This window comes from Mycobacterium helveticum (assembly GCF_007714205.1).
Taxonomy (GTDB): Bacteria; Actinomycetota; Actinomycetes; order Mycobacteriales; family Mycobacteriaceae; genus Mycobacterium; species Mycobacterium helveticum.
This window is the reverse complement of record NZ_VMQU01000021.1, coordinates 21,383-45,473: the sequence shown is the minus strand read 5'-3', so window position 1 is coordinate 45,473 and position 24,091 is coordinate 21,383. Positions and strand designations below refer to the sequence as shown.

Genomic DNA, 24,091 nt, shown 5'->3' with positions numbered 1-24,091 from the left:
TTGCTTAATCACCTAGCCGCCGTCACGAGTCGCGGACGCGGCCACGCCGGCGATGATGTCGTCGACCGTGCGTTCCGCCAGCGCCTCGACCCGGCGGCGACCGGCGTGACGCAGCGGTCCGCGCAGGGCAAGCTCGGCGAATCCGTGCACCGCTGACCAGCAGGGCCATTCGGCGCCTTCGCGTCGCTCGGGGGACAGCATTCCCGCCTCCGACATCGCATCGAGCGCATCGACCAACGCCACGTACGGTGGAGCCCCGGCGGTCTCGCCGGCCGGCGGGCCGGTTCCGAAAAACGCCACGGTGAACCACCCCGGCTCGTCGAGCGCAAATTCGATGTAGCCGAGCCCGACCGCGCGGAGCCGATCGTCCGCCCGCGGCCGGCGCGAGCCGCGCCGGCGTGCCGCGCGTTGCATCCGTTCCGCCATCCGGTGCTGGATCGCGAGCGCGACAGCGCCGAGCAGGGCTTCGCGATCGGCGAAGTGGCGATAGGCGGCGTTGGGGGAGACCCCGACCCGCCGGGTGGCTTCCCGAATGGTCAGCGCTTCGGGCCCACCGGTCCGGGTGAGGTACAGGCCGGCATCGATCAACGCGGCGCGCAGGTCTCCGTGGTGATAGCCGGTTTTCGCGGTGGACACGCTTGACCCTTCTCGGGGCGGAAGTGTACGGTGTCAACATTACCATGTTGACGCTGTGAACATTGGAGGTTTGCACCGTGAGCACCGCAGCATTGCCGCCGGTTGTGGACGAGCGAGTGTGGCAGCGCGAATTGGCCGCGTTGCGCGAGCGGGAGAAGGCGGTTACTCGTGAGCTCGATGCGATCGCCGCGCAGCGACGACGGCTACCGATGGTCGCGATGCCGGACTACCTTCTGAAAGGCGAGCACGGACCGGTGCGGCTGGCCGACGTGTTCGGCAGCAGGTCGCAGTTGATCGTGTACCGCTCAGCCACTCGTTCGCGTTGATCGATCTACTGCCGTACGGCCGCCAGGAAGAATGGCAGGACTCCCCGGACGGCTGGCCCCAGCGACCCACGTACAGCGGATGGGCCGGCTCGCAGGACATTGCGCGGGCATACGGTGCCAACGCTGACGCCCAACCGGAAGGAGCGAGATGACCACCATGACGACCGGCCTCACCACGATCAGCCTGGTGTGCGTACCGACACCCGAACAGGACAAAGCGGTCGAGTTCTACGAGTCGCTGGGGTTCGAGAAGCGAACCGATCAGCCATTCGGTGGCGGCTACCGGTGGATCGAGGTCTATCCCCCCGAGGGCACGACCGGCATCGCGCTGGCTCCGCCGCCGCCGGACGGAGGACCGGTGTTGCCGGCCAACACCGGTATCACGTTGTCCACCAGCGACATCGACGCCACCCACGCGGCGATGGCCGAACTCGGCGTCGACGTCGACGCCCAGGTGTCGCGCATGGGCGGGCCGGTCCCACCGATGTTCTGGTTCCGCGACCCGAGCGGGCACACGCTGCTGGTCGTCGAGTCCTGAATCACGGCTGAGCGGTCACTGCACGAAAGCGGCCGCCGACTGCAGGTGTGTGATCGCATCCCGGACGACGGACTCGATCAGCTCGGCACATGACGGCAGGTCCTCGAGGATCCCGGCCACCTGGCCGGAGGCCAGCACCCCGGCCTCGGTGTTGCCCTCGACCAGGCCGGCCTTCAGCAGCATCGGGGTGTTGGCCGCCATCACCACCTGCGACCAGCTCAACTCCTTGCCGTGGCGCATGGCCAGGCCGTCGGTGATCATCGATCGCCAGGTCATCCGCGACATCTGTTTGAACTTCGCGGCGTTGCGCACCGCGGCCACGAAACCCCTGACGGGTGAGCCGCTTTCCAGCTTCTCAACCAGGCCGGTGCGCAACACCCGATGCGGCATGCCGTCGACTCGGGTGGTCACCACGGTGCCGTCCAGCGCGGCCTCGAGGTAGCGGCGTTTGACGGCCTCGGGCACGGTCGAATCGGAGGTGAGCAGAAACCGGGTTCCCATCGCCACGCCGGCCGCGCCGTAGCTCAACGCCGCGGCCAGTCCGCGCCCGTCGAAGAAGCCGCCCGCCGCGATCACCGGAATCCCGCTGCCCTGCACGGCGTCCAGCACCGACGGTAACAGCAGCGTGGTGGCGACGGGTCCCGTGTGCCCCCCGCCTTCTCCTCCCTGCACGATCAACGCGTCGGCGCCCCACGCCGCGACCTTGCGCGCGTGTTTGGCCGCGCCGATCGACGGGATGACCACCGCCCCGGCCTCTTTGAGCCGGGCTATCAGCTCCTGCTTGGGCGCCAGCGCGAACGACGCCACCTTCACGCCCTCGCGGATCATCAGCTCGATGCGATCACCCGCATCGGCGGCATCCGCGCGGATGTTCACACCGAAGGGCTTGTCGGTGGCGGCCTTGACCTTGCCGATGGCCGTGGCCAACTCGTCGAGCGTCATGGTGGCCGAGGCCAGGATGCCCAGCCCGCCGGCGTTGGCCGTGGCCGACACCAGCCGGGCGCCGGCCACCCAGCCCATGCCGGTTTGGACCACTGGGTGCTCGACGCCGACCAGCTCGGTCAGCGGCGTGCGCAGTCTCATGACCGGATCTCTTTGTCGCGCAGCGATTGCGGGTCGATGACCTCGTGGATCAGGCGCAGCTCGTCGTCGGTCGGCAGCCGCGATTCGCCGGCCCCGTCGAGGTCGTGTACCTCGAACGAGGTGGCTTCCCGGACGTCGCCGGGGGTCACGCCCGGGTGCAGGGAGACGGCGCGCATGGTGTGGTCCGGTCCGCCGAAGTCGAACACGCCGAGGTTGGACACCACGCGGTAGGTGTTGGCGAAGCGAAACGCCGGGTTGGCCGGGTCGACCTTGTCCCAGCCGATGCCGCAGACGATGTCGACCGCGTCGCAGAACACCCGCTTCGAGTGGTTGCCGACCCAGTAGCTGGTCGCGTGGTTGACGGCGTTGCCGGGCGCACCGCGCACGCCGAACATCTGCCGCGTCGGATGCTGCAGCGGGCCGAACGCCGAAAGGTTCTGGTTGCCGAAGCGGTCCACCTGATTGGCGCCCATCACCACATGCCGGCGCCCCCAGGCCAGGGTCTCGAAAACCCGGCCGAACGGCATCCAGCCCTCGACGGGACCGGTCTTGCCGAGCGGCGGGGTGTCGGCGAGCAGCTGCGCCTCGCCGTCGGTCAGCAGGATGTCGGGGGAGAAGGTCAGCCGCGCCAGCCGTGCGCCCACCGAGGCCATGGTGGTCATCGGGCTGACCATGATCTCACCGGCGTCCCGGAACAACTCGGCGCAGGCGACCGCGCAGATCTCGGCTCTGGTGGGGCTCACTTGGCCGCCTCCTTCGCGAACTCGCGCACGGCTGCCTGGTAGTCGTCCTCGCTGCCCGACAGGTAGGTCCGGACGAAACTGTGCCAGCCCTCCTCCGTCGAGGCGGCCTCGGCGTAGTGCCGCTGGAATTTCTCGTCGCGGCCGTAAGCCGGTGCGGCCGTGGTGAAGTGGGCGCCCCCGGGCGCCTCGACGACGGCGTCGACCATCATCCGGTTCACCAGCAGCGCTTGCGGGGGGACGGATTCGACCAGGTCCTGGGTCGAGACGACGCGTTCCACCGACAGGTAGCGCCGGTCGGCGGCCATCAAGAAGAGGTCGTCGAAATAGGGGTCGATGCCGGTGTAGGCCGCATTGCCCCGGCTGTCACCGAGGTTGAGGTGCACGAACGCGGCGTCCAGTCGCAACGCCGGCATGGCGAGCAATGTCTCCTGGCCGCCGCCGGGCGCCGGATACGGGCTCGTCACGGTCTTCAGTTCGCCCTCCCAGAAGTCGGGCACCGAACTGCCCAGACCCGCCCGAATCGGCAGGAACGGCAACCGCTGTGCGGCCGCCTGCAACCCGCAGCGCAGCATGCCCTCGTCCATTTCCCGGGCCTCGATCGCCCCGCCGGTGCGTGCCTTGGCGAACCACGGGTCGTAGAACGGCGGCGAGTCCAGCGAGACGAAGCCGTAGTAGACGCGCTTCACTTTGCCGGCCGAGCACAGCAGTCCCAGGTCGGGTCCGCCGTAGGTGATGACGGTCAGGTCCTTGACGTCGGTGCGCAGCAGGGCCCGCACGAAGGCCATGGGCTTGCGTCGCGAGCCCCAGCCGCCGAGGCCGATCGTCATGCCGCTGCGCAGCCCGGCAACCGCCTCGTCCAGCGTTGTCCTCTTGTCGCTCATGACTTCTGCACAAACGCGTCGCGGTGCTCGTCGGCGACCCCGGCGAGGTTGAGCTCGAATGTAAAGCCCTGCTCCATGCGGTAGCTGGAGTTGACGCGCTGCACGTCGATGAGGTTGAGCGCCTCCTTGGCCGCGCGGATGACGCGGGTGTCCTTGGCGGCGATGTCGCGGGCCACCCGCAACGCGGCGTCGTCGAGTTCCTCGCGGGACACCACCTCGTGCACCGAGCCGAAGTGGTGCAGGGTTGCGGCGTCCACGGTGGCCGCGGTGAAGAACAGCCGCCGCATCATGTGCTGGGGCACCAGCCGCGACAGGTGCGTCGCCGCGCCCAGGGCGCCCCGTTCCACCTCGGGCAGCCCGAAGGTGGCGTCCTCGGAGGCCACGATCACGTCGGAGTTGCCGACCAGTCCGATCCCGCCGCCGACGCAGAATCCGTTCACCGCCGCGATCACCGGCACCGCGCATTCGTACACCGCGCGGAACGCGGCGAAACAGCCGCGGTTGGCGTCGATGAGTGCGGTGTATCCTTGCCCGGCAGCTTGAGTGCGCTGCATCTCCTTGATGTCCACGCCGGCGTTGAAGCCGCGGCCCTCCGCCCGCAGGATCACCACGTGGGTGTCGGGGCTGGCGCCGGCCGCCGTGATCGCGTCGGCGAGGTCGAACCAGCCGCGCGACGGGATGGCGTTGACGGGCGGGAAGTCGACGGTGACCGCGACGATCCCCGGTTCGGGGGTGGTGGAGGTGATTGGCATTGCGCTCCTGGGGGCGTGGCTACCTAAGCAAGCACTTGCTTGGTACGCTAGCACAGTGACCCGCGCCGAAGGAGGCCTCCCTTTCGGGGAGGCCATCAGTTTGGGATTGGCCGGGCGGGTCGTCCTCGTCACCGGCGGCGTCCGTGGGGTGGGCGCCGGCATCAGCGCCGTTTTCGCCCGGCAGGGCGCAACCGTCGTCACCTGTGCGCGCCGCGCCGTCGAGGGGTTGCCGTATGAGTTTCACTCCTGCGACGTGCGCGACGACGAGGCCGTCCGGGCATTGATCGACTCCATCGTCGATCGGCACGGCGGGCTCGATATCGTGGTGAACAACGCCGGGGGTTCGCCGTACGTGTTGACCGCCGATTCCAGCGCGAAGTTCAACCGCAAGATCATCGAGCTCAATCTTATTGGTGCGCTGTATGTTTCGCAGTACGCGAACGACAAGATGCAGGACCAGCGGTGCGGTGGGTCGATCGTCAACATCTGCAGCCTCAGTGGTCGACGGCCGTCGCCCGGGACCGCCGCCTACGGGGCGGCCAAGGCGGGCCTGGAAAGCCTCACTCAGACGCTGGCCGTGGAGTGGGGGCCGAAGGTCCGGGTGAATGCGTGCGTGGTCGGCATGGTGGAGACCGAACAGTCGGAGCTGTTCTATGGTGACGCCGAGTCGATCGCCGCGATTGCGAAGAACGTGCCACTGGGCCGGCTTGCCCAGCCCGAGGACATCGGTTGGGCCGCGGCGTTTTTGGCGTCGGATGCGGCGTCCTACATCAGCGGCGCCTCGGTGGAGGTGCACGGCGGCGGTGAACCGCCGCACTATCTGGCCACCACCAACGCGAGCGCGATCAAGTAGAGGAGACAAGGGATATGGGAGTGGTCGACGGGCGCGTCGTCATCGTCACCGGAGCCGGCGGCGGGATCGGACGCGCCCACGCGCTGGCCTTCGCGGCCGAGGGGGCCCGCGTGGTGGTCAACGACATCGGGGTGGGCCTGGACGGTTCGCCGGCGGGCGGCGGCAGCGCCGCGCAGGGCGTCGTCGACGAGATCACCGCGGCCGGCGGGGAAGCCGTCGCCAACGGGTCCGACATCGCCGACTGGAACCAGGCCGCCGGCCTCGTGCGGGCCGCCGTCGAGACCTTCGGCGGGCTCGACGTCGTGGTCAACAACGCCGGCATCGTGCGCGACCGGATGATGGCCAACACCAGCGAAGAGGAGTTCGACGCGGTCGTCGCGGTGCACCTCAAGGGGCACTTCGCCATGATGCGGCACGCCGCGTCGTACTGGCGCGGGTTGTCCAAGGAAGGTAAGACGGTCGACGCGCGGATCGTCAACACCAGTTCGGGCGCCGGCCTGCAGGGCAGCGTCGGGCAGGGCAACTACAGCGCCGCCAAGGCCGGCATCGCCGCGATGACGCTCGTCGGCGCCGCCGAGATGGGGCGCTACGGTGTCACCGTCAACGCCATCGCGCCGTCGGCCCGGACCCGCATGACCGAGACGGTCTTCGCCGAGATGATGGCGACGCAGGACCAGGATTTCGACGCGATGGCGCCGGAAAACGTGTCGCCGCTGGTCGTCTGGCTGGGCAGCGCCGAGTCGCGCGACGTCACCGGCAAGGTCTTCGAGGTCGAGGGCGGCAAGATCCGGATTGCCGAGGGGTGGGCACACGGGCCACAGATCGACAAGGGCGCAAAGTGGGAGCCCGCCGAGCTGGGGCCCGTCGTCAGCGACCTGCTGGCCAAGGCGCGCCCGCCGGTCCCGGTCTACGGGGCCTAGGAGCGCCTACCGTCGAATGTGCGCTCAGGGGCGCGTTTTTGGCCGACTTTTCGCCCTGGCTACACGCTCGGCACGCAACGTGTGACATGCCAGGGGCCTGATCGCCGCAGATTTCCCGCGAATTTCGCGGCCTCCCGCACTGAAACGCGATACGTTCTCTTCCGGGCCGCTGCGGCCGGTCGGGCGCGAGCAGGACAGCCATGAAACACGGGAGGTTTCAGATGTCGTATGTCATCGCGGGGCCGGAGTTGTTGGATTCGGCGGCAGCGGATCTGGGCAGTATCGCCGGAGCGCTCAACGAAGCGCACGCGTCGGCGGCGGCACAGACCACGGGGATCGTGGTCGCGGCCGAGGATGAGGTGTCGGCGGCGGTCGCGGCGGTGTTCTCCGGTCACGGCCAGGCCTTCCAGGCGTTGACGGCCCGGGCGGCGGCATTTCACCAGCAGTTTGTGCAGGCGTTGACCGCGGGCGCGGGGTCCTACGCCGGCGCCGAGGCCGTCAACGCTTCCACTGTGGCGACCACGTTGGCGACGGCCAACCCCACCACGGGCATCGCGTTGATCATGGGCGGCAGCGGGGAGCCGATACCTTCCCAGAGCTTCCTCACGGCCAATTTCAACCTCTTCATCAAGCCGCTGTTCCCCAATGTCACGCCCCAGGCCCTGTTCACGCCCGAAGGCAATTACGGGCTCTACACCGGCGTCAAGAGTTTGCCGCTGAACACGTCGGAGCTGCAAGGCGTCTCGATTCTCAACAGCGCGATCCTGCAGCAATTCCACCTGAATCCGAATGACCTCATCGTCGTCAAGGGCGAGTCTCAGAGTTCGACGATATCGTCCATGGTGATGCCCCTGCTGGCGTCCGAGCACATACCGAGTTCGGCTGTCTCCTTCGTGCTGACCGGGGATCCCAATGCCCCCAACGGCGGCCTCTTCGAGCGGATGGCCGGCCTGAGCATCCCGTCCCTCGGCATCACGTTCAACGGCGCCACCCCCTCCAACCTGTACCAGACGACCATCTACACCCAGGAATACGACGGCTTCGCCGACGTCCCGCAGTACCCGATGAATTTCCTGTCGGATCTCAATTCCCTTGCCGGGATTTATTACGTGCATCCCACCTACTCGGCGCTGACAACCCAGCAGGTCTCCTCGGGTTTCCTTTTGCCGGGGTCCGAAGCCCTCGGCACCCCCAACAGCATGACCAACTACTTCATGATTCCCACTCAGAATCTGCCGTTGCTGGACCCGCTGCGCGCGATCCCGGTCGTCGGCAACCCCTTGGCCGACCTGGTCCAACCGGACCTGAAAGTTCTGGTCAACCTCGGCTACGGCGACCCCAATTACGGCTGGTCGCAGGGGCCGGCCAACGTGCCCACGCAGTTCGGCCTGTTCCCCCCGCTGCACGACGTGGCGAAGGTGCCCGGCCTGCTGGTCGCGGGAACCCAGCAGGGGATCACCGACTTCGCCCATGACGTCTCCGCCGAATTCTCCTCGGCCGGGCCGCTCCTGCCGTCGCTCTCCTCGCCCGGGTCACTCATGCCGTCGCTCAGTTCGCTCGCCGCCCCCTCGTCGGGGCCGTCGCTCATCCCCACCGCGATGCCCAGCCCGGTCAGCCTGCTTTCCGCGCTCTCACCCGTCAGCGTCGCCGGGGACATCTCCAACGCGGTCAACGCGCTCTCGGCGGCGGCCTCGGACTCCTACGCGATCTTGCTGCCCACGGCCGATGTCGCCAATGCGCTGCTGACCAGCCTGCCCGCCTACAACCTGACCCTCTTCGCGGCCGGGCTGCAGGCGGGCAATCTCGTCGAGGCCATCGGCCTACCCATCGCAGTCGACACCTACCTGATCCCGTTGGCCGGCGCGTTCGAAGCGTTCGCCGTCGTCGGTCAGGCCTCGTCGGTCGTCAGCGACCTGGGAGCCATCTTCACCGGCGCCGTCCCGGTCGACCTGCCCGTGATCATCCCGTGATCGTCTCGTAGCGGCGACGTTGCGCCGAACGTGCACTCAGCGCGAGATTTTGGCGAATTTTTCGCGCTGATTACACGCTCGGCGCGGCCGCGGCGTCAGGGTTCGCAGACGACGACGGGAATCACCCGCTCGGTCCACGACTGGTAGTCGTCGAACGACGGATACATCGCGACCAGTTCGGGCCAGTAGTGCTCGCGCTCTTCGGGCGTGGCGTCGCGCGCCCGTAACTGCAACACTTCGTCTTCGATCTGCACGGACACTTTCGGGTCCGCCTTGAGGTTGAGGTACCACATCGGGTGCTTATCGCGGCCGCCTTGGGATGCGACCAGGATGACGCGATCCCCGTCGCGCAGGTAGAGCAGCGGGCTGACCCGCGGCTGTCCGGTCTTGCGTCCCGTAGTGGTCAGTAGCGCGACGGCACTCTTCTGGAACACGCCGCCGAGCTTCCCGTTGGTGCGCCGGTAGATCCACGCGTTGCCGCGGGACATCCACTTGATGACGAAAGCGACCCATGGCGAATTCAGATGGCGCGGTGGTGGTTTCGGCATGTCGGTGATCCTGGGATCCCAGCGGATCCGCTACCGGCTAGATGCGCTCGATGATGGTGCCGGTGGACAGCGCACCGCCCGCGCACATGGTGATCAGCGCGGTGCTCTGGCCCGAGCGCTCCAGTTCGTGCAGTGCGGTGGTGATCAGCCGGCTTCCCGTGCAGCCGACCGGGTGGCCCAGCGCGATCGCGCCGCCGTTGACGTTGACCCGGGCCATGTCGGGCTCGTGCACCCGCGCCCACGACAGCACCACCGACGCGAACGCCTCGTTGATCTCGACGATGTCGATGTCACCCATCTTCATCCCGGCCTTCTCCAGCACCTTCGCCGTCGCCTGCACCGGGCCGTCCAGGTGGTAGTAGGTCTCCGCGCCGACCAGCGCCTGGCTGACGATCCGGGCCCGGGGGCGCAGGCCGAGCGCCTTGGCCTTGTCCTCGTCCATCCAGAGCACCGCCGCCGCGCCGTCGGAGATCTGCGACGACGTTCCCGCCGTGTGAATCCCGTCCTCCAACACCGGTTTCAGCGCGCCCAGCCCCGACAGCGTCGTGTCGCGCAGGCCCTGGTCACGGCTGATGGTCGTCCGCTCGGACGTCGGCTGCTTGTTCTCGTCGAGCACCGGCGCCACGATCGGGGTGATCTCGCGGTCGAAGCGGCCCTCCGCCCAGGCCTGCTTCGCCTTGGCCTGGGATTCGAAACCGAACTGGTCGATGTCCTCGCGGGTGATGCCGCGCCGCTTGGCGATTCGTTCGGCCGCGGTGAACTGGTCGGGCAGGTCGATGTCCCACGACTCGGGCCGCAGGATGGCGCGGTCGGGTCCGGCGTTGGCGCCCAGTCCGACCCGGCTCATCGCCTCGATCCCGCAGGCGATGCCGATGTCGATGGCGCCGACCGCGATCAGCCCGGCGATCAGGTGGTTGGCCTGCTGGCTGCTGCCGCACTGGCAGTCCACGGTCGCGGCGCCGACATGCTCCGGCAGCCCGGCGGCCAGCCAGCTGACCCGGGTGATGTTGTTCGACTGCTCGCCGAACTGCGTCACGCAGCCGCCGATGGCCTGTTCGACGTCGCCGGCGTCGATGCCGGCCTTCTCCACCACTGCCTTCTGCACCGCGCCCAGCAGCTCGGTGGCGTGCAGTCCTGACAGCCATCCGGCGCGTTTCCCGATGGGGCTGCGGGTGGCTTCGACAATTACCGGGTTACCCATGCGGTCAGGCTAGAACACGTTTCATTACTATGACAAGCGAGGATGCGGCCGCGCCTTTTTTCTGCGGTGGAGGCGTGTTTTACTGGCAACAGAGTTCCACTAGTAGAGCTAGTGCCCTGGATCGCCAGTCTCAGGAACAGCAGATGCGCGAGCAGTGAGGAGAAACAGCGTGCCCAGCCCCAACCTTCCGCCCGGATTCGACTTTCTCGATCCGGACAGAAATCTCAAAGGTCTGCCGGTCGCGGAGCTGGCCGAGCTGCGCAAATCCCAGCCGATCTACTGGCTGGACGTTCCGGGCGGCACCGGGGGTTTCGGCGACAAGGGGTACTGGGTGATCACCAAGCACCGCGACGTCAAGGAGATCTCGCTGCGCAGCGACATCTTCTCCAGCCAGCAGGACTGCGCCATCCCGGTCTGGCCGCAGGAGATGACGCGCGAGCAGATCGACCTGCAGCGACTCGTCATGCTCAACATGGATGCTCCGCACCACACCCGGTTGCGCAAGATCATCTCCCGTGGCTTCACCCCGCGCGCCATCGGACGGCTCCGCGACGAGTTGGACAGCCGCGCACAGAACATCGCCAAGACGGCCGCGGCGGCGGGCTCGGGAGACTTCGTCGAGCAGGTTTCGTGCGAGCTGCCGCTGCAGGCGATCGCCGGTTTGCTGGGCGTCCCGCAGGAGGACCGCGACAAGATCTTCCGCTGGTCCAACGAGATGACCGGCAACCAGGATCCCGAGTTCGCCCACGTCGACCCGGCGACGTCGTCGGCCGAGATCATCGCGTACGCCATGAAGATGGCCGAGGAGCGCGGTAAGAACCCCGGCGACGACATCGTCACCAAGCTGATCCAGGCGGACATCGAGGGTGAGAAGCTCTCCGACGACGAGTTCGGCTTCTTCGTGATGATGCTCGCGGTCGCCGGCAACGAGACCACGCGGAACTCCATCACGCACGGCATGATCGCGTTCTCGCAGAACCCGGAGCAGTGGGAGCTGTTCAAGAGGGAACGGCCCGAGACCGCACCCGACGAGATCGTCCGCTGGGCGACCCCGGTCACCGCGTTCCAGCGCACCGCCCTGGCGGACTACGAGCTCTCCGGCGTGCAGATCAGGCAGGGCCAGCGGGTGGTGATGTTCTACCGTTCGGCCAACTTCGACGACGACGTTTTCCAGGATCCTTTCAGCTTCAACATCCTTCGGAACCCCAACCCGCACGTCGGCTTCGGTGGCACCGGCGCGCACTACTGCGTCGGCGCCAACCTGGCCAAGATGACGATCAGCCTGATCTTCAACGCGGTCGCCGACCACATGCCGGACCTGAAGCCGATTTCGGAGCCCGAGCGGCTGCGGTCCGGCTGGCTCAACGGCATCAAGCACTGGCAGGTCGACTACACCGGCAATCCCCCGCAAGCGGGCGGTACCCCCAGCCCGGTGGCGCACTGAGGGATGTAGAGCTGACAATGGACTTCAATCTCACCGCGACCCAGCAGGCGGTCGCCGACGTGGTCACCTCCGCGCTGGGCCGGGACCTTTCGTGGACGGCGCTCGTCGACGGGGGGGTGACGGCGCTGCCGGTGCCCGAACGCCTCGGGGGCGACGGCGTGGGTCTGCCCGAGGTCGCGACGGTGCTGACCGAAGTGGGCCGCCACGGCGCCATCACGCCGGCGCCGGCCACACTGGGTCTCGGCGTAGTGCCGCTACTCGACCTCGCCTCCGAAGAGCAGCAGGACCGGTTTCTTTCCGGTGTCGCCGAGGGCGGCGTGCTGACCGCGGCGCTCAACGAGCCCGGCGCCGCGCTGCCCGACCGGCCCGGCGTCAGCCTGGCCAACGGACGGCTTTCGGGCACCAAAGTCGGTGTGGCGTATGCCGAACAGGCCGATTGGATGATCGTGACGGCGGACGCCGGGGTCGCGGTCGTTTCGCCGAAGGCCGACGGTGTCCGGTTGGTGCGCACCCCGACGTCGACCGGTTCGGACGAGTACACGGTCACGTTCGCCGACGTCGTGGTCGAGGACTCCGGCGTGCTGGCGAACGCGAACGCGCAGCGGGTCAACCAGCTTGCGCTGGCGATGTTCGGCGCCTACGCCGACGGGTTGGTGGCCGGGGCGCTGCGCCTCACCGCGGACTACGTGGCCAACCGCAAGCAGTTCGGCAAACCGCTGTCCACCTTCCAGACCGTGGCGGCGCAGCTCTCCGAGGTCTACATCGCTTCGCGCACCATCGATTTGGTGGCGAAGTCGGTCGTGTGGCGGCTGTCGGAGGGGGCGGGAACCGCCCCTCAATTAGCGGCAGACCTCGACGTCCTGGGCTACTGGATCGCGTCGCAGGCGCCGCCGATGATGCAGACCTGCCACCACCTGCACGGCGGCATGGGCATGGACATCACCTATCCGATGCACCGGTACTACTCCACGATCAAGGATCTGACCCGCCTGCTGGGCGGGCCATCTCATCGCCTCGAACTGGTGGGAGCGCAATGTTCATCGATCTGACCCCGGAGCAGCGCCAGCTGCAAGCCGAACTGCGGCAGTACTTCTCGAACCTCATCTCGTCCGACGAGATGAAGGCGATGGAGCAGGACCGGCACAACGAGGCTTACCGTGCGGTGATCCGCCGGATGGGCCGGGACGGCAAGCTCGGGGTCGGGTGGCCGAAGGAGTACGGCGGCCTGGGCTTCGGCCCGATCGAACAGTCGATCTTCGTCAACGAGGCGCACCGCGCCGACGTGCCGTTGCCCGCGGTGACGTTGCAGACGGTCGGCCCTACGCTGCAACAGTTCGGCAGCGAGCTGCAGAAGAAGAAGTTCCTCCCGCCGATCCTGGCCGGTGAGCTGCACTTCGCGATCGGCTACAGCGAACCCGAGGCGGGGACCGACCTGGCATCGCTGCGGACCGCCGCCGTACGCCACGGCGACGAATACATCGTCAACGGCCAGAAGATGTGGACCACCGGTGGGCATGACGCGGACTACATCTGGCTGGCCTGCCGCACGGATCCGGAAGCGGTCAAACACAAGGGCATCTCGATCCTGATCGTCGACACGAAGGATCCCGGTTTTTCGTGGACCCCGGTCATCCTGTCCGACGGCGCCCACCACACCAACGCCACGTACTACAACGACGTGCGGGTGCCCGCCGACATGCTGGTCGGCGAGGAGAACGGCGGATGGCAGCTGATCACCACCCAGCTCAACAACGAGCGGGTGATGCTGGGCCCGGCGGGACGCACCGCCGGCATCTACGATCGGGTGCACGCGTGGGCGTCCAAGCCCGGCAGTGACGGGGTCACGCCGATCGACCACGCCGACGTCAAACGCGCGCTCGGGGAGATTTATTCGATATGGCGGGTCAACGAACTGCTCAACTGGCAGGTGGCGGCCGCGGGCGAGGACATCAACGTCGCCGATGCCGCGTCGACGAAAGTCTTCGGCACCGAACGTATTCAGTACGTCGGCCGGCTCGCCGAGGAGATCGTCGGTAAATACGGCAACCCCGCCGATCCGGACACCGCCGAACTGCTCGGCTGGCTCGACTCCCAGACCAAGCGCAATCTGGTGATCACCTTCGGTGGAGGAGTGAACGAAGTCATGCGTGAGATGATCGCGGCCGCCGGCCTCAAGGTGCCCAGGGTGCCCAGATGACCGACATCGCAGAAGCCGTCGCCGAGATCAAGGCGGCCGGCGCCCCCAAGCCGCGCGTCGGGCGCGACCCGGTGAACCGGCCGATGATCAACAACTGGGTGGAGGCGATCGGCGACCGCAACCCCATCTACGTCGACGAGGCCGCGGCCCGGGCGGCCGGCCACCCGGGAATCGTCGCGCCGCCGGCCATGATTCAGGTGTGGACGATGTTCGGGCTGGCGGGTGAGCGCCCCAAGGACGACCCGCTGGGGCCCATCATGCAACTCTTCGACGACGCCGGGTACATCGGCGTTGTCGCCACGAACTGCGAGCAGACCTATCACCGTTACCTGCGGCCGGGCGAGCAGGTCGCCATCACCTCCGAGATGGGTGACGTGGTCGGGCCGAAGCAGACCGCGCTGGGCGAGGGGTTCTTCGTCAACCAGCACATCATCTGGCGGGTGGGCGACGAGGATGTCGCCGAGATGAACTGGCGCATCCTCAAATTCAGGCCCCGCGATGCCGCGCCCGGGACTTCGGTCCCCGAAGGCCTGGATCCCGAGGCCATGATGCGTCCCGCGGCGTCGCGCGACACCGCCTTCTTCTGGGAGGGCGTCAAGGCGCACGAGCTGCGGATCCAGCGGCGGCCCGACGGGAGCCTGCAGCACCCGCCGGTGCCGGCGGTGTGGCAGGACAAGTCCGAGCCCATCGACTACGCGGTGGCCGGCGGTCGCGGCACGGTGTTCAGCTTCGTCGTGCACCACGCGCCGAAGGTGCCGGGTCGCACGTTGCCGTTCGTCATCGCGCTCGTCGAACTCGAGGAGGGCGTGCGGATGCTGGGTGAGCTGCGTGGGGTGGACCCCGCGCAGGTGAAGATCGGAATGCCGGTGCGCACAACCTATATCGACTTTCCGGCGGGTGACAGCGGCCCGGAGTGGACCCTGTACGCGTGGGAGCCCGCGGGAGCCGGAGCATGAGCGCACCTGCCATCGACGTGGGCGCGACGCTGCCCGAGCTCAAGCTCTACGGCGACCCCACGTTCATCATCTCGACGGCCCTGGCCACCAGGGATTTTCAGGACGTCCATCACGACCGCGACAAGGCGCAGGCCAAGGGGTCGAAGGACATCTTCGTCAACATCCTCACCGACACCGGCCTGGTGCAGCGCTACGTCACGGACTGGGCCGGTCCGTCGGCGCTGATCAAGTCGATCGGTCTGCGGCTCGGGGTGCCGTGGTATGCCTACGACACGGTGACGTTCTCCGGTGAGGTCACCGCCGTGGAGGACGGGCTGATCACCGTCAAGGTGTTCGGCCGCAACAGCCTTGGCGATCACGTCATCGCCACCGTGACATTGACGATGGGGGACTCCTGATGTTGTCGGGCAAGGCGGCCATCGTCGGCATCGGTGCGACCGACTTTTCGAAGGACTCCGGCCGCAGCGAGCTGAGGCTGGCGGCCGAGGCCGTTCTCGACGCGCTGGACGACGCCGGTCTGCGCCCGGCGGATGTCGACGGCCTGACCACCTTCACGATGGACACCAACAATGAGACCGCGGTAGCGCGGGCGACCGGGATCGGCGACCTGAAGTTCTTCTCGCAGATCGGTTACGGTGGCGGTGCCGCGTGCGCGACCGTCCAGCAGGCGGCGATCGCCGTCGCCACCGGGGTCGCCGACGTCGTGGTGGCCTACCGGGCCTTCAACGAGCGCTCCGGCATGCGGTTCGGTCAGGTGCAGACCCGGCTGGCCGGTGATGCCCGCGCACAGGCCGACTCGACCGCGGCGGACAACTCCTTCTCGTATCCGCACGGGCTTTCCACGCCGGCCGCGCAGGTCGCCATGATCGCCCGGCGCTACATGCACTCCTCGGGTGCCACCAGCCGCGACTTCGGTGCGATCTCGGTGGCCGACCGCAAGCACGCCGCCAAGAACCCGAAGGCGTACTTTTACGAGAAGCCGATAACCATTGAGGACCATCAGAATTCGCGGTGGATCGCCGAGCCGTTGCGCTTGCTGGACTGCTGCCAGGAAACCGATGGTGCGGTGGCGATCGTGGTGACGTCGGCGGAACGCGCGCGTGACCTCAAGCAGCGGCCGGCGGTGATCGAGGCGGCGTCGCAGGGGTCGAGCCCCGACCAGTACACGATGGTCAGCTACTACCGGCCCGAACTCGGTCTGCCCGAGATGGGCGTGGTGGGCCGGCAGTTGTGGCAGCAGTCCGGGCTCGGGCCGTCCGACATCCAGACCGCCGTCATCTACGACCACTTCACGCCCTTCACCCTGATCCAGTTGGAGGAGTTGGGTTTCTGCGGCAAGGGCGAAGCCAAGGACTTCATCGCCGACGGCGCCATCGAGGTGGGCGGCCGGCTGCCCATCAACACGCACGGGGGCCAGCTCGGTGAGGCCTACATCCACGGCATGAACGGCATCGCCGAGGGGGTGCGGCAACTGCGCGGGACGTCGGTCAACCCGGTGCCCGACGTCGAGCACGTGCTCGTCACCGCGGGCACGGGCGTGCCCACGTCGGGTTTGATCTTGGGATAGCCTGCCGGGTCCGTCCCCGACCGTGACGGTGCAGTCACGCTCGGCCCCGAATGCGCCTGCAGCGTCACGCTCGGCAAAAAGGGAGGAGGTAGGGCGGCTACGCGGGGACCAGTTCGACGCCGGACAGCACCACGGCGTTGTCGCGCGCCGGCGCGACAACGCCGGCCAGGACACGACCGTTTTCCTTCCAGATGGCGACATTGAGCGTCTCGCCGGGAAAGGCCACACCGGCGAACCGCGCGCCGTAGGCGGCGACCGCCCCGGCGTCACCGTCGAACAGGGCGTCGGCGATCGTCTTGCAGGTCATGCCGTACGTGCACAAGCCGTGCAGGATGGGGCGCGGAAACCCGGCCGCCGCAGCGAATGCCGGATCGGAGTGCAGCGGGTTGCGGTCGCCGCAGAGCCGGTACAGCAGCGCCTGCTGCGGCAGGATCGGCATCGCGACCTCGAGATCGGGTGCCCGGTCGGGCGCCCCGTCCGCGCCCGACGGTCCGCGCGAACCGCCGAATCCGCCCTCGCCGCGGGCGAAGATGGACCGCTTCTGCGTCCACAACAGCGTGCCGTCCGGCGCGCTGACCGTCGTTTCGCTCCAGATCACCGCGGCCTTGCCCTTGTCCCAGATGTCCGTGAACCGGGTGACGGCCCGCGCCGAGCCCGACGGCGGAAGCGGAGCGGGCACCTCTACCCGCTCGCTGGCGTGCAGCACCTTGCTCAACTCGATGTCGATGCCGGGAAACCGCACGGTCGGCGGGGCGGTCATGTGGAAGGTGGCGGCGACGTTGCCGAACGTCGGCAGCACCTGCGGCGTGTCGTCCACCAGGTAACGCAGCTCGCGGGGGTCCATCGGATCCTTGCCGGCGCCCAGCCCGAGGTGATAGAGCTGCACATCGCTACTGGTCCAGGAGAATTCGACAGGGTCCAGCTCGGCGGCCAGCGCGACGTCCACGTCGATGGGCATGTCAGGCTTCCTCCTGCGCGAGGTGTAGAGCGGCCAGGTATCCGAAGGTCATGGCCGGACCGATGGTGCCGCCCGGGCCGGGATAGGTGTGCCCCATCACCGGGGCGCTGACATTGCCTGCGGCATAAAGCCCCTCGATGACGCTGCCGTCGTCGCGCAGCGCACGGCCGTGGATGTCGGTGCGGATGCCGCCCTTGGTGCCCAGGTCGCCGGGAACCATCTTGGCGGCGTAGAACGGCGCGTGGCTGATCTCGCCGAGATTGGGGTTGGGCTTGTTGGTCGGGTCACCGTAGTAGCGGTCGTAGGCGCTCTCCCCACGGTGGAAGTCGGCGTCCACACCCGAGCGCGCGAAGCCGTTGAAGCGTTCCACGGTGGAGCGGAACGCGGCCGCCGGCAGGCCGGCCTTCTCGGCCAGCTCCTCGAGAGTGTCGGCCGCGACGATCACCCCGGACTCCAGCCACTTGCGCGGAATGCGTTGTCCGGGCTGCAGTCCCGCGAAGATATAGCGGTCGCGGTACTGCTGGTCGAACACCAGCCACGCGGGAATGTTCTCCCCTGGCCCGGGCCCCTGCCCGAACTCCCCGCCGTACATGTGATGGCAGGCCTCGACGTAGGGCATCGATTCGTTCATGAACCGCTTGCCCGACATGTTGACGATGATCGACCCCGGCGAGTTGCGCTCCGAGAGTGCGAACCACGGTGCGCCCACCAGCGGCACCGTCGGGCCCCACCACGCGTCCTCCATCAAATCCAATGCCGCGCCCAGCTTTTCGCCGGCCAGAATGCCGTCGCCGGTGTTGGCCTTGGCGCCGACGGTCCACTCGGTGGTGATGGGCGCCCGCTGGTATTTCACCCGCATCTGTTCGTTGTGCTCGAAGCCGCCGCAGGCCAGGATCACCCCGCGCCGGGCCCGGATCAGCCGGGGTTCGGTCGACTCGGGTGCGTCGGCGTCGCGGACGTAGATTCCGCGCACCACCCCGTCTTCGACGCAGAGGTCGGTGAGCGCGGTGTTCAACTCGACCGGCACGCCGGCCTGCCGAAGCCCGATCCGCAGGGGGCCGATCAGCGCCCGCCCCATGCCGACGAGGTTCTTCCCGGTCGCCTTGGCCCACAGCGTGCGCGCGCCTACCTTCAGGCTGCGCAGCACACCGCGCGGGTGCCGCTTCAGCTGGTTCAGCCGCACGTAGTCCTGCTGCATCACCACGACGTTGAGCGGCACCTTGCCGTAAGCCGGCTCCAGCCCGGCCATGTCGGTGCCGAGCTTGCGGGCGTCGAACGGCTTGGGTTCGATCGATCGGCCGCCCGCGCGTCCGCCCGGCGCCTCGGGGTAGTAGTCGGAGTATCCCGGCACCCAGCACATCTTCAGCGGCGTGTGCTGCAGCACGAACGAGAGCATCTCGGGCCCGCGGTCGAGGTAGGCGTCGATACGCTCGGGCTCGACCCCCCCGCTGGTTGATTTGTCGCCGACGATCCCGTGCAGATAGGTGCGGGCCGCCTCCGGGGTGTCGCGCACGCCGTAGCGTTGCAGGACCTCGTTGTTGGGAATCCACACACCCCCACCCGAGCGTGCGGTGGAGCCGCCGAAATGAGAGGCCTTTTCGACGACTATTGTCGAGAGGCCCCGGTGCGCGGCGGTGAGGGCAGCTACCATTCCGGCTCCGCCGCTGCCGACCACGACGACGTCGAACTCCTGCGCTGTCATGTAGAACACGTTATAGAATTGCCCGGGCCGGGCGCTACCGGCCCGGTCAAACGGACGAGGGGAATTCGGTAAGTGCTCAGTGCTGCGACGCGCGACGAGTTGGCCGCGAGGTTGTGGCGTGCCGAGTTGGGCCGTGAGCCGATCGCTCCGTTGACGGGGGTCCATCCCGAGATGGATGTGGTCGACGCCTACGAGATTCAGTTGATCAATATCCGGCAGCGCGTGGGCGCGGGGGCCCGGGTCCTGGGCCACAAGGTGGGGCTGTCGTCGCCGGCGATGCAGCAGATGATGGGCGTCGACGAGCCGGACTACGGGCATCTGCTCGACGAGATGCAGGTCTTCGAGGAGACCCCGGTCAAGGCCGGGAACTACCTGTACCCACGGGTCGAGGTCGAGGTGGGTTTCATCTTGGCGGCCGACCTGCCGGGGGCCGGCTGCACCGAGGACGACGTGCTGGCCGCCACCGAGGCCCTGGTTCCGTCGATCGAGCTGATCGACACCCGGATCACGGACTGGAAGATCGCCCTGTGTGACACCATCGCCGACAACGCCTCCTCGGCGGGGTTCGTCCTGGGTGCGGGGCGGGTGGCCCCGGGCGAACTCGACGTCACGGCGATCGAGGCGGTGCTGACCCGCAACGGCGAGGTGGTCGCCGAGGGCCGCAGCGACGCGGTACTGGGAAATCCGGTCACCGCGGTGGCATGGCTGGCCCGCAAGGTGGAAAGCTTTGGGGTACGGCTGCGCAAAGGTGACGTCGTGTTGCCCGGGTCGTGCACGCGAGCGATCGACGCACGCGCCGGCGACGAGTTCGTCGCCGACTTCACCGGCCTGGGTTCTGTTCGACTCGCGTTCGAATAGCCGAATAGCCGAATAGCCGAATAACAGAAGCAGTACGAAGCAGTAATAAGGAGCAACATGCCGTCTAAGGCGAGTGTGGCCATCGTCGGGTCGGGGAACATCAGCACCGATCTGCTCTACAAGCTGCTGCGGTCGGACTGGCTGGAACCGCGCTGGATGGTGGGCATCGACCCGGCAAGCGAGGGTCTGGCCCGGGCCCGCAAGCTGGGGTTGGAGACCACGCACGAGGGGGTGGACTGGCTGCTGGCGCAGTCGGAGAAACCCGACCTGGTGTTCGAGGCGACCAGCGCCTACGTGCACCGCGCGGCGGCACCCAAGTATGCGGCGGCCGGAATCCGGGCCATCGACCTGACCCCGGCCGCGGTGGGCCCGGCCGTGATCCCGCCGGCGAACCTGCGCCAGCATCTGGGCGCGCCGAACGTCAACATGATCACCTGCGGGGGGCAGGCGACGATCCCGATCGTGTACGCGGTGTCACGCGCGGTCGCCGAGCAGGGCGGGGTGCCCTATGCCGAGATCGTGGCGTCGGTGGCGTCGGTGTCGGCGGGGCCGGGCACCCGGGCCAACATCGACGAGTTCACCAAGACCACCAGCAGGGGCGTGGAGACCATCGGCGGCGCCAAGCGGGGCAAGGCGATCATCATTCTGAACCCGGCGGACCCGCCGATGATCATGCGCGACACCATCTTCTGCGCCATCCCCGAAGACGCCGACCGCGACGCGATCGCCAAGTCGATCCATGACGTGGTGGCCGAGGTGCAGACCTACGTGCCCGGCTACCGGCTGCTCAACGAGCCGCAGTTCGACGAGCCGTCGCTCAACTCCGGCGGCCAGGCCCTGGTCACCACCTTCGTCGAGGTCGAGGGTGCCGGGGACTACCTGCCGCCCTATGCCGGCAATCTCGACATCATGACCGCGGCGGCCACCAAGGTCGGCGAACAGATCGCCAAGGAATCCCTGTCGGCGACGGCGCCAGGAGTGCAGGCATGACCGAAGTCTTTTTCAACCCCATCTGGGACGTGCGGATGACCGACACGTCGCTGCGGGACGGCTCGCACCACAAACGCCACCAGTTCACCAAAGACGAAGTCGCGGCGATCGTGGCGGCGCTGGACGCCGCGGGGGTGCCGGTCATCGAGGTGACCCACGGCGACGGGCTGGGCGGTTCGAGCTTCAACTACGGCTTCTCCAAAACCCCCGAGCAGGAACTGATCAAGCTCGCCGCGCAGACGGCCACAGAGGCCAAGATCGCGTTCTTGATGCTGCCCGGGGTGGGCACCAAGGAGGACATCAAACAAGCCCAGCACAACGGCGGGTCGATCTGCCGGATCGCCACGCACTGCACCGAGGCCGACGTCTCCATCCAGCACTTCGGGTTCGCCCGCGACCTGGGCCTGGAAACGGTCGGGTTCTTGATGATGGCCCACACCATCACCCCCGAGAAGCTGGCCGCCCAGGCCCGCATCATGGCCGACGCCGGCTGCCAGTGCGTCTACGTCGTCGACTCCGCGGGCGCCCTGGTCCTCGAGGGGGTGCGCGACCGGGTCGCCGCGCTGGTCGCCGAGCTCGGCGACGACGCCCAAGTGGGCTTCCACGGGCACGAGAACCTCGGGCTGGGCGTGGCCAACTCGGTGGAGGCCGTCCGCGCGGGCGCCAAACAGATCGACGGGTCGTGTCGCCGGTTCGGGGCCGGCGCGGGCAACGCGCCCGTGGAGGCCCTGATCGGGGTGTTCGACAAGATCGGGGTCAAGACCGGCATCGACTTCTTCGACATCGCCGACGCCGCCGAGGACGTGGTGCGTCCGGCCATGCCCGCCGAATGCGTGCTGGACCGCAACGCGCTGATCATGGGCTACTCCGGGGTCTACTCCAGCTTCCTCAAACACGCCGTCCGCCAATCCGAACGCTACGGAGTGCCCGCCCACCAACTCCTGCACCGCGCCGGCCAACGCAAACTCATCGGCGGCCAGGAAGACCAACTCATCGACATCGCGCTCGAGATCAAACGCGAGCAGGCAAGTGGGACGGCCGCCGCGCATCAGGCGAAGGCCACCCGGCCCGGATTATGACCTGGGTCACCCGAATTATTTGAGTTCGCTGAAAGCCGGGCATCCTCCGTGGGACGTGGCTTAAGTTTGTAGTATCGACTGCTGTCGCATCGAGGGGAAACGATGAGTTTTTTGACGCTGCCGCCGGAGATCAACTCGCTGCTGATGTACTCCGGGGCCGGCTCGGCTCCGATGCTGCAGGCCGCTGCCGCCTGGAACTCGTTGGCCAGCGAGTTGTCTTCCGCGGCGGAGTCCTTTGCGTCGGTGACGTCGACATTGGCGGGGCAGGCGTGGCAGGGTGCGGCGGCGTCGGCGATGGCCGCGGCGGCGGCCCCGTACGCCGGGTGGTTGAGCGCGGCGGCGTCCCAGGCGGCCGGCGCGGCCGCCCAGGCCCAGGCGGTGGCCAGCGAGTTCGAGTCGGCGCTGACGGCCATCGTCCACCCGTTGGCGATCCAGGCCAACCGCAACGGCCTGGTCAATTTGGTGATGTCCAACCTGTTCGGGCAGAACTGGCCGGCCATCGCGCAGACCGAGTTCAACTACGCGGAAATGTGGGCCCAGGATGTGGCCGCGATGGTGGGCTACCACGGTGGGGCATCGGTGGCGGCCGCACAACTGACCGCGGGCCAGGCTGCGATGCCGCCGATGCCGTTCCTGGCGGGCATGGGCGCTGTGGCGGGCATGGGTGCCATGGCGGGCATGGGCGCTATGGGCTCTATGGGCTCCATGGGCGCTACGGGCGGTGCCGTTTCCGGTGGCGGCGCCGCCGGCGGTGCAAGTGCCGGCAACCCCGGCGCCGTCGGCCAGCCGACCGGCAACGCGGGTGTCGGCGGGGTCGTCGGCGGAGGCGCGAACGTCGCGGCGACGACGGGCGGCGGCAGTGCCGGCACCGCGGCTCCCGACGGCGGCGCCGTCGCCGCTGGCGGAACCGGGGAGTCCGCCAGTGCCAATGCCGGCGGTGCGGCGGTCTCCGGTGCCGGTACTGCCGGCGGCGGGACCGCGAACGTCACCGGCGCCAACCCGGGCCTTGCGGGAGCGGCCGGGATGGGGGCGATGATGGCGGCGCGGGCAGCCGGCTCGGCGTCGGCCGGCTCGGCGCCGTCCACCGCGGCGGCGCCGCCACCGGAGACCGCCGCCCCGCCGGCCACGGAGGCGATGGAAGCCGCGGAAGGCGTGGAGGCGGTCGAAGCGGAAGCCGTCGCGAGCGCCCCGGCCGCGGGGACACCGCTCGTCACGACGCCGGCGGCGGCGGGGCCGGCGGCGGCGGATGCCCCGAAGGCCCCCAAGAAAGCCTCCGCGGCCGAGGCCGAGGGGCCGCGCGAGCGGCTGGCGTTGGAAACGGAACCACCGGAACGCAAAACCGCGACCCGGTAGTGGTTCACCGAACGTCCGGATCTGCCCAACACCACTACATCTGCCCAACACCACTACGCGCCGGACACGTGCTCAGCCGGCGGGGCGCTCGAGCCACGCGGGGGCGGGCGCAGGCGTACTGACGGGGCCCGGTCGTTCACCGGTTGCGTGGTGGTTGGCGCGGGGCCGGCGCGGGTAATCTGGGCTGCATGAACGTGATTCCGACTGCCGGTGAGCGCAGGGGCGGGGCGACCCGCGTCGTCGCGGCCGGCGTACTTTGCGCCATCGGGGCGGTGGTCATCGCGCTGCCGGCGGCAAACGCGGCTCCGCAGTGCGATGCGAACCAGACCGTGGGCAATTCCATCAACTCCTACCTGGAGCGGCATCCCGACCTGCACCAACAGCTGATCGCCAAGTCGGAAGCGGAGGGCGACGGCGGCAACGTCATCACCTACCTGGAGCGGCATCCGGACGTGCGGCAGCATCTGATCGACCTGTCGCAGCAGTGCGTTCCCTAGCGAGCCGGCCTCGTAGCGCAATGCCGCTCCCGACGCGCG

General features: G+C 68.3%; 24 protein-coding genes and 1 pseudogene. 16 read left to right on the top strand and 9 right to left on the bottom strand.

All coding sequences use genetic code 11. The annotated features are described in order from the left end of the window. Positions 1-12: 12 nt before the first annotated feature. Complete coding sequence (locus FPZ47_RS07325; protein ID WP_144946554.1) at positions 13-636, bottom strand: TetR/AcrR family transcriptional regulator; 624 nt, start codon at positions 634-636, stop codon at positions 13-15. A gap of 77 nt (positions 637-713) precedes the next feature. Here FPZ47_RS07325 and FPZ47_RS07320 point away from each other — a divergent pair. Both FPZ47_RS07320 and FPZ47_RS07315 read left to right on the top strand, forming a co-directional pair. Next, positions 714-1,114 (top strand): annotated as a pseudogene (locus FPZ47_RS07320) (DUF899 family protein). Continuing rightward, positions 1,111-1,500, top strand: a complete 390-nt coding sequence (locus tag FPZ47_RS07315) for a VOC family protein (RefSeq protein ID WP_144946551.1) — start codon at positions 1,111-1,113, stop codon at positions 1,498-1,500. Before FPZ47_RS07320 ends, FPZ47_RS07315 begins: the two are co-directional and overlap by 4 nt. Before the next feature lie 15 nt (positions 1,501-1,515). Here FPZ47_RS07315 and ipdC read toward each other — a convergent pair whose 3' ends face one another. Genes ipdC through echA20 form a run of 4 tightly spaced genes read right to left on the bottom strand, consistent with a single transcriptional unit; the run spans position 1,516 to position 4,959 of the window. After that, positions 1,516-2,583: a (3aS,4S,5R,7aS)-5-hydroxy-7a-methyl-1-oxo-octahydro-1H-indene-4-carboxyl-CoA dehydrogenase gene (ipdC, locus tag FPZ47_RS07310; protein ID WP_144946548.1), complete on the bottom strand. Its 1,068-nt coding sequence runs from the start codon at positions 2,581-2,583 to the stop codon at positions 1,516-1,518. Further along, positions 2,580-3,326, bottom strand: a complete 747-nt coding sequence (gene ipdB / locus FPZ47_RS07305) for a cholesterol ring-cleaving hydrolase subunit IpdB (protein WP_144946545.1) — start codon at positions 3,324-3,326, stop codon at positions 2,580-2,582. The genes ipdC and ipdB overlap by 4 nt, the downstream gene beginning before the upstream one ends. After that, positions 3,323-4,207 (bottom strand): cholesterol ring-cleaving hydrolase subunit IpdA, encoded by an 885-nt coding sequence (gene ipdA / locus FPZ47_RS07300; RefSeq protein WP_144946542.1) that lies wholly within the window; start codon positions 4,205-4,207, stop codon positions 3,323-3,325. The genes ipdB and ipdA overlap by 4 nt, the downstream gene beginning before the upstream one ends. Further along, positions 4,204-4,959: a (7aS)-7a-methyl-1,5-dioxo-2,3,5,6,7,7a-hexahydro-1H-indene-carboxyl-CoA hydrolase gene (gene echA20, locus FPZ47_RS07295; protein ID WP_144946539.1), complete on the bottom strand. Its 756-nt coding sequence runs from the start codon at positions 4,957-4,959 to the stop codon at positions 4,204-4,206. Before echA20 ends, ipdA begins: the two co-directional genes overlap by 4 nt. A gap of 94 nt (positions 4,960-5,053) precedes the next feature. On the opposite strand from echA20, the gene FPZ47_RS07290 reads away from it, so the two are divergent. The 3 genes from FPZ47_RS07290 to FPZ47_RS07280 all read left to right on the top strand — a co-directional run bounded on the left by FPZ47_RS07290 (position 5,054) and on the right by FPZ47_RS07280 (position 8,702). Further along, positions 5,054-5,812, top strand: a complete 759-nt coding sequence (locus FPZ47_RS07290; protein WP_144946734.1) for an SDR family oxidoreductase — start codon at positions 5,054-5,056, stop codon at positions 5,810-5,812. Between the two features lie 14 nt (positions 5,813-5,826). Further along, positions 5,827-6,732 (top strand): SDR family oxidoreductase, encoded by a 906-nt coding sequence (locus FPZ47_RS07285; RefSeq protein WP_144946536.1) that lies wholly within the window; start codon positions 5,827-5,829, stop codon positions 6,730-6,732. 221 nt (positions 6,733-6,953) lie between these two features. Then, positions 6,954-8,702: a PE family protein gene (locus FPZ47_RS07280; protein ID WP_144946533.1), complete on the top strand. Its 1,749-nt coding sequence runs from the start codon at positions 6,954-6,956 to the stop codon at positions 8,700-8,702. Positions 8,703-8,797: 95 nt separating this feature from the next. Here FPZ47_RS07280 and FPZ47_RS07275 read toward each other — a convergent pair whose 3' ends face one another. Continuing rightward, positions 8,798-9,250, bottom strand: a complete 453-nt coding sequence (locus FPZ47_RS07275; RefSeq protein WP_144946530.1) for a nitroreductase family deazaflavin-dependent oxidoreductase — start codon at positions 9,248-9,250, stop codon at positions 8,798-8,800. A gap of 37 nt (positions 9,251-9,287) precedes the next feature. Then, positions 9,288-10,451 (bottom strand): steroid 3-ketoacyl-CoA thiolase, encoded by a 1,164-nt coding sequence (locus tag FPZ47_RS07270; protein ID WP_144946527.1) that lies wholly within the window; start codon positions 10,449-10,451, stop codon positions 9,288-9,290. Positions 10,452-10,620: 169 nt separating this feature from the next. Here FPZ47_RS07270 and FPZ47_RS07265 point away from each other — a divergent pair, with 169 nt between their 5' ends. The 6 genes from FPZ47_RS07265 to FPZ47_RS07240 are packed head-to-tail and all read left to right on the top strand — an operon-like array spanning position 10,621 to position 16,615. Continuing rightward, positions 10,621-11,895, top strand: coding sequence for a cytochrome P450 (locus tag FPZ47_RS07265; RefSeq protein WP_144946524.1), 1,275 nt, complete (start codon positions 10,621-10,623; stop codon positions 11,893-11,895). Between the two features lie 17 nt (positions 11,896-11,912). Beyond that, the gene (locus FPZ47_RS07260) at positions 11,913-12,944 is read left to right on the top strand and encodes an acyl-CoA dehydrogenase family protein (RefSeq protein WP_144946520.1); all 1,032 of its coding nucleotides are present in this window, start codon (positions 11,913-11,915) and stop codon (positions 12,942-12,944) included. Beyond that, positions 12,929-14,092: an acyl-CoA dehydrogenase FadE29 gene (gene fadE29, locus FPZ47_RS07255; protein WP_144946517.1), complete on the top strand. Its 1,164-nt coding sequence runs from the start codon at positions 12,929-12,931 to the stop codon at positions 14,090-14,092. Before FPZ47_RS07260 ends, fadE29 begins: the two co-directional genes overlap by 16 nt. Next, positions 14,089-15,048, top strand: a complete 960-nt coding sequence (locus FPZ47_RS07250) for a bifunctional MaoC family dehydratase N-terminal/OB-fold nucleic acid binding domain-containing protein (protein WP_144946514.1) — start codon at positions 14,089-14,091, stop codon at positions 15,046-15,048. Before fadE29 ends, FPZ47_RS07250 begins: the two co-directional genes overlap by 4 nt. Further along, a complete protein-coding gene (locus FPZ47_RS07245) occupies positions 15,045-15,446 on the top strand; it encodes a MaoC family dehydratase (RefSeq protein WP_144946511.1) in 402 nt (133 codons plus the stop codon). The genes FPZ47_RS07250 and FPZ47_RS07245 overlap by 4 nt, the downstream gene beginning before the upstream one ends. After that, on the top strand, positions 15,446-16,615 hold the full coding sequence (locus FPZ47_RS07240; RefSeq protein ID WP_144946508.1) for a lipid-transfer protein: 1,170 nt from the start codon (positions 15,446-15,448) through the stop codon (positions 16,613-16,615). The genes FPZ47_RS07245 and FPZ47_RS07240 overlap by 1 nt, the downstream gene beginning before the upstream one ends. Positions 16,616-16,712: 97 nt before the next feature. On the opposite strand, the gene FPZ47_RS07235 is transcribed toward FPZ47_RS07240, so the two are convergent. After that, the gene (locus FPZ47_RS07235) at positions 16,713-17,573 is read right to left on the bottom strand and encodes a MaoC/PaaZ C-terminal domain-containing protein (protein ID WP_144946505.1); all 861 of its coding nucleotides are present in this window, start codon (positions 17,571-17,573) and stop codon (positions 16,713-16,715) included. Position 17,574: 1 nt separating this feature from the next. After that, positions 17,575-19,275: a 3-oxosteroid 1-dehydrogenase gene (gene kstD, locus FPZ47_RS07230; RefSeq protein WP_144946502.1), complete on the bottom strand. Its 1,701-nt coding sequence runs from the start codon at positions 19,273-19,275 to the stop codon at positions 17,575-17,577. Positions 19,276-19,347: 72 nt separating this feature from the next. Here kstD and FPZ47_RS07225 point away from each other — a divergent pair, with 72 nt between their 5' ends. From FPZ47_RS07225 to FPZ47_RS07205, 5 genes are all read left to right on the top strand, one after another. Further along, positions 19,348-20,133 (top strand): 2-keto-4-pentenoate hydratase, encoded by a 786-nt coding sequence (locus tag FPZ47_RS07225; RefSeq protein WP_144946498.1) that lies wholly within the window; start codon positions 19,348-19,350, stop codon positions 20,131-20,133. A gap of 57 nt (positions 20,134-20,190) precedes the next feature. Next, positions 20,191-21,123 (top strand): acetaldehyde dehydrogenase (acetylating), encoded by a 933-nt coding sequence (locus tag FPZ47_RS07220; protein WP_144946494.1) that lies wholly within the window; start codon positions 20,191-20,193, stop codon positions 21,121-21,123. Continuing rightward, positions 21,120-22,202, top strand: coding sequence for a 4-hydroxy-2-oxovalerate aldolase (gene dmpG, locus FPZ47_RS07215; protein ID WP_144946491.1), 1,083 nt, complete (start codon positions 21,120-21,122; stop codon positions 22,200-22,202). The genes FPZ47_RS07220 and dmpG overlap by 4 nt, the downstream gene beginning before the upstream one ends. A gap of 102 nt (positions 22,203-22,304) precedes the next feature. Further along, positions 22,305-23,555 carry a PPE family protein gene (locus FPZ47_RS29305; protein ID WP_246133220.1) on the top strand — a complete coding sequence of 417 codons (1,251 nt, stop codon included), beginning with the start codon at positions 22,305-22,307 and terminating at the stop codon, positions 23,553-23,555. 188 nt (positions 23,556-23,743) lie between these two features. Continuing rightward, positions 23,744-24,052: a hypothetical protein gene (locus tag FPZ47_RS07205; protein WP_144946488.1), complete on the top strand. Its 309-nt coding sequence runs from the start codon at positions 23,744-23,746 to the stop codon at positions 24,050-24,052. Positions 24,053-24,091: the final 39 nt, after the last annotated feature.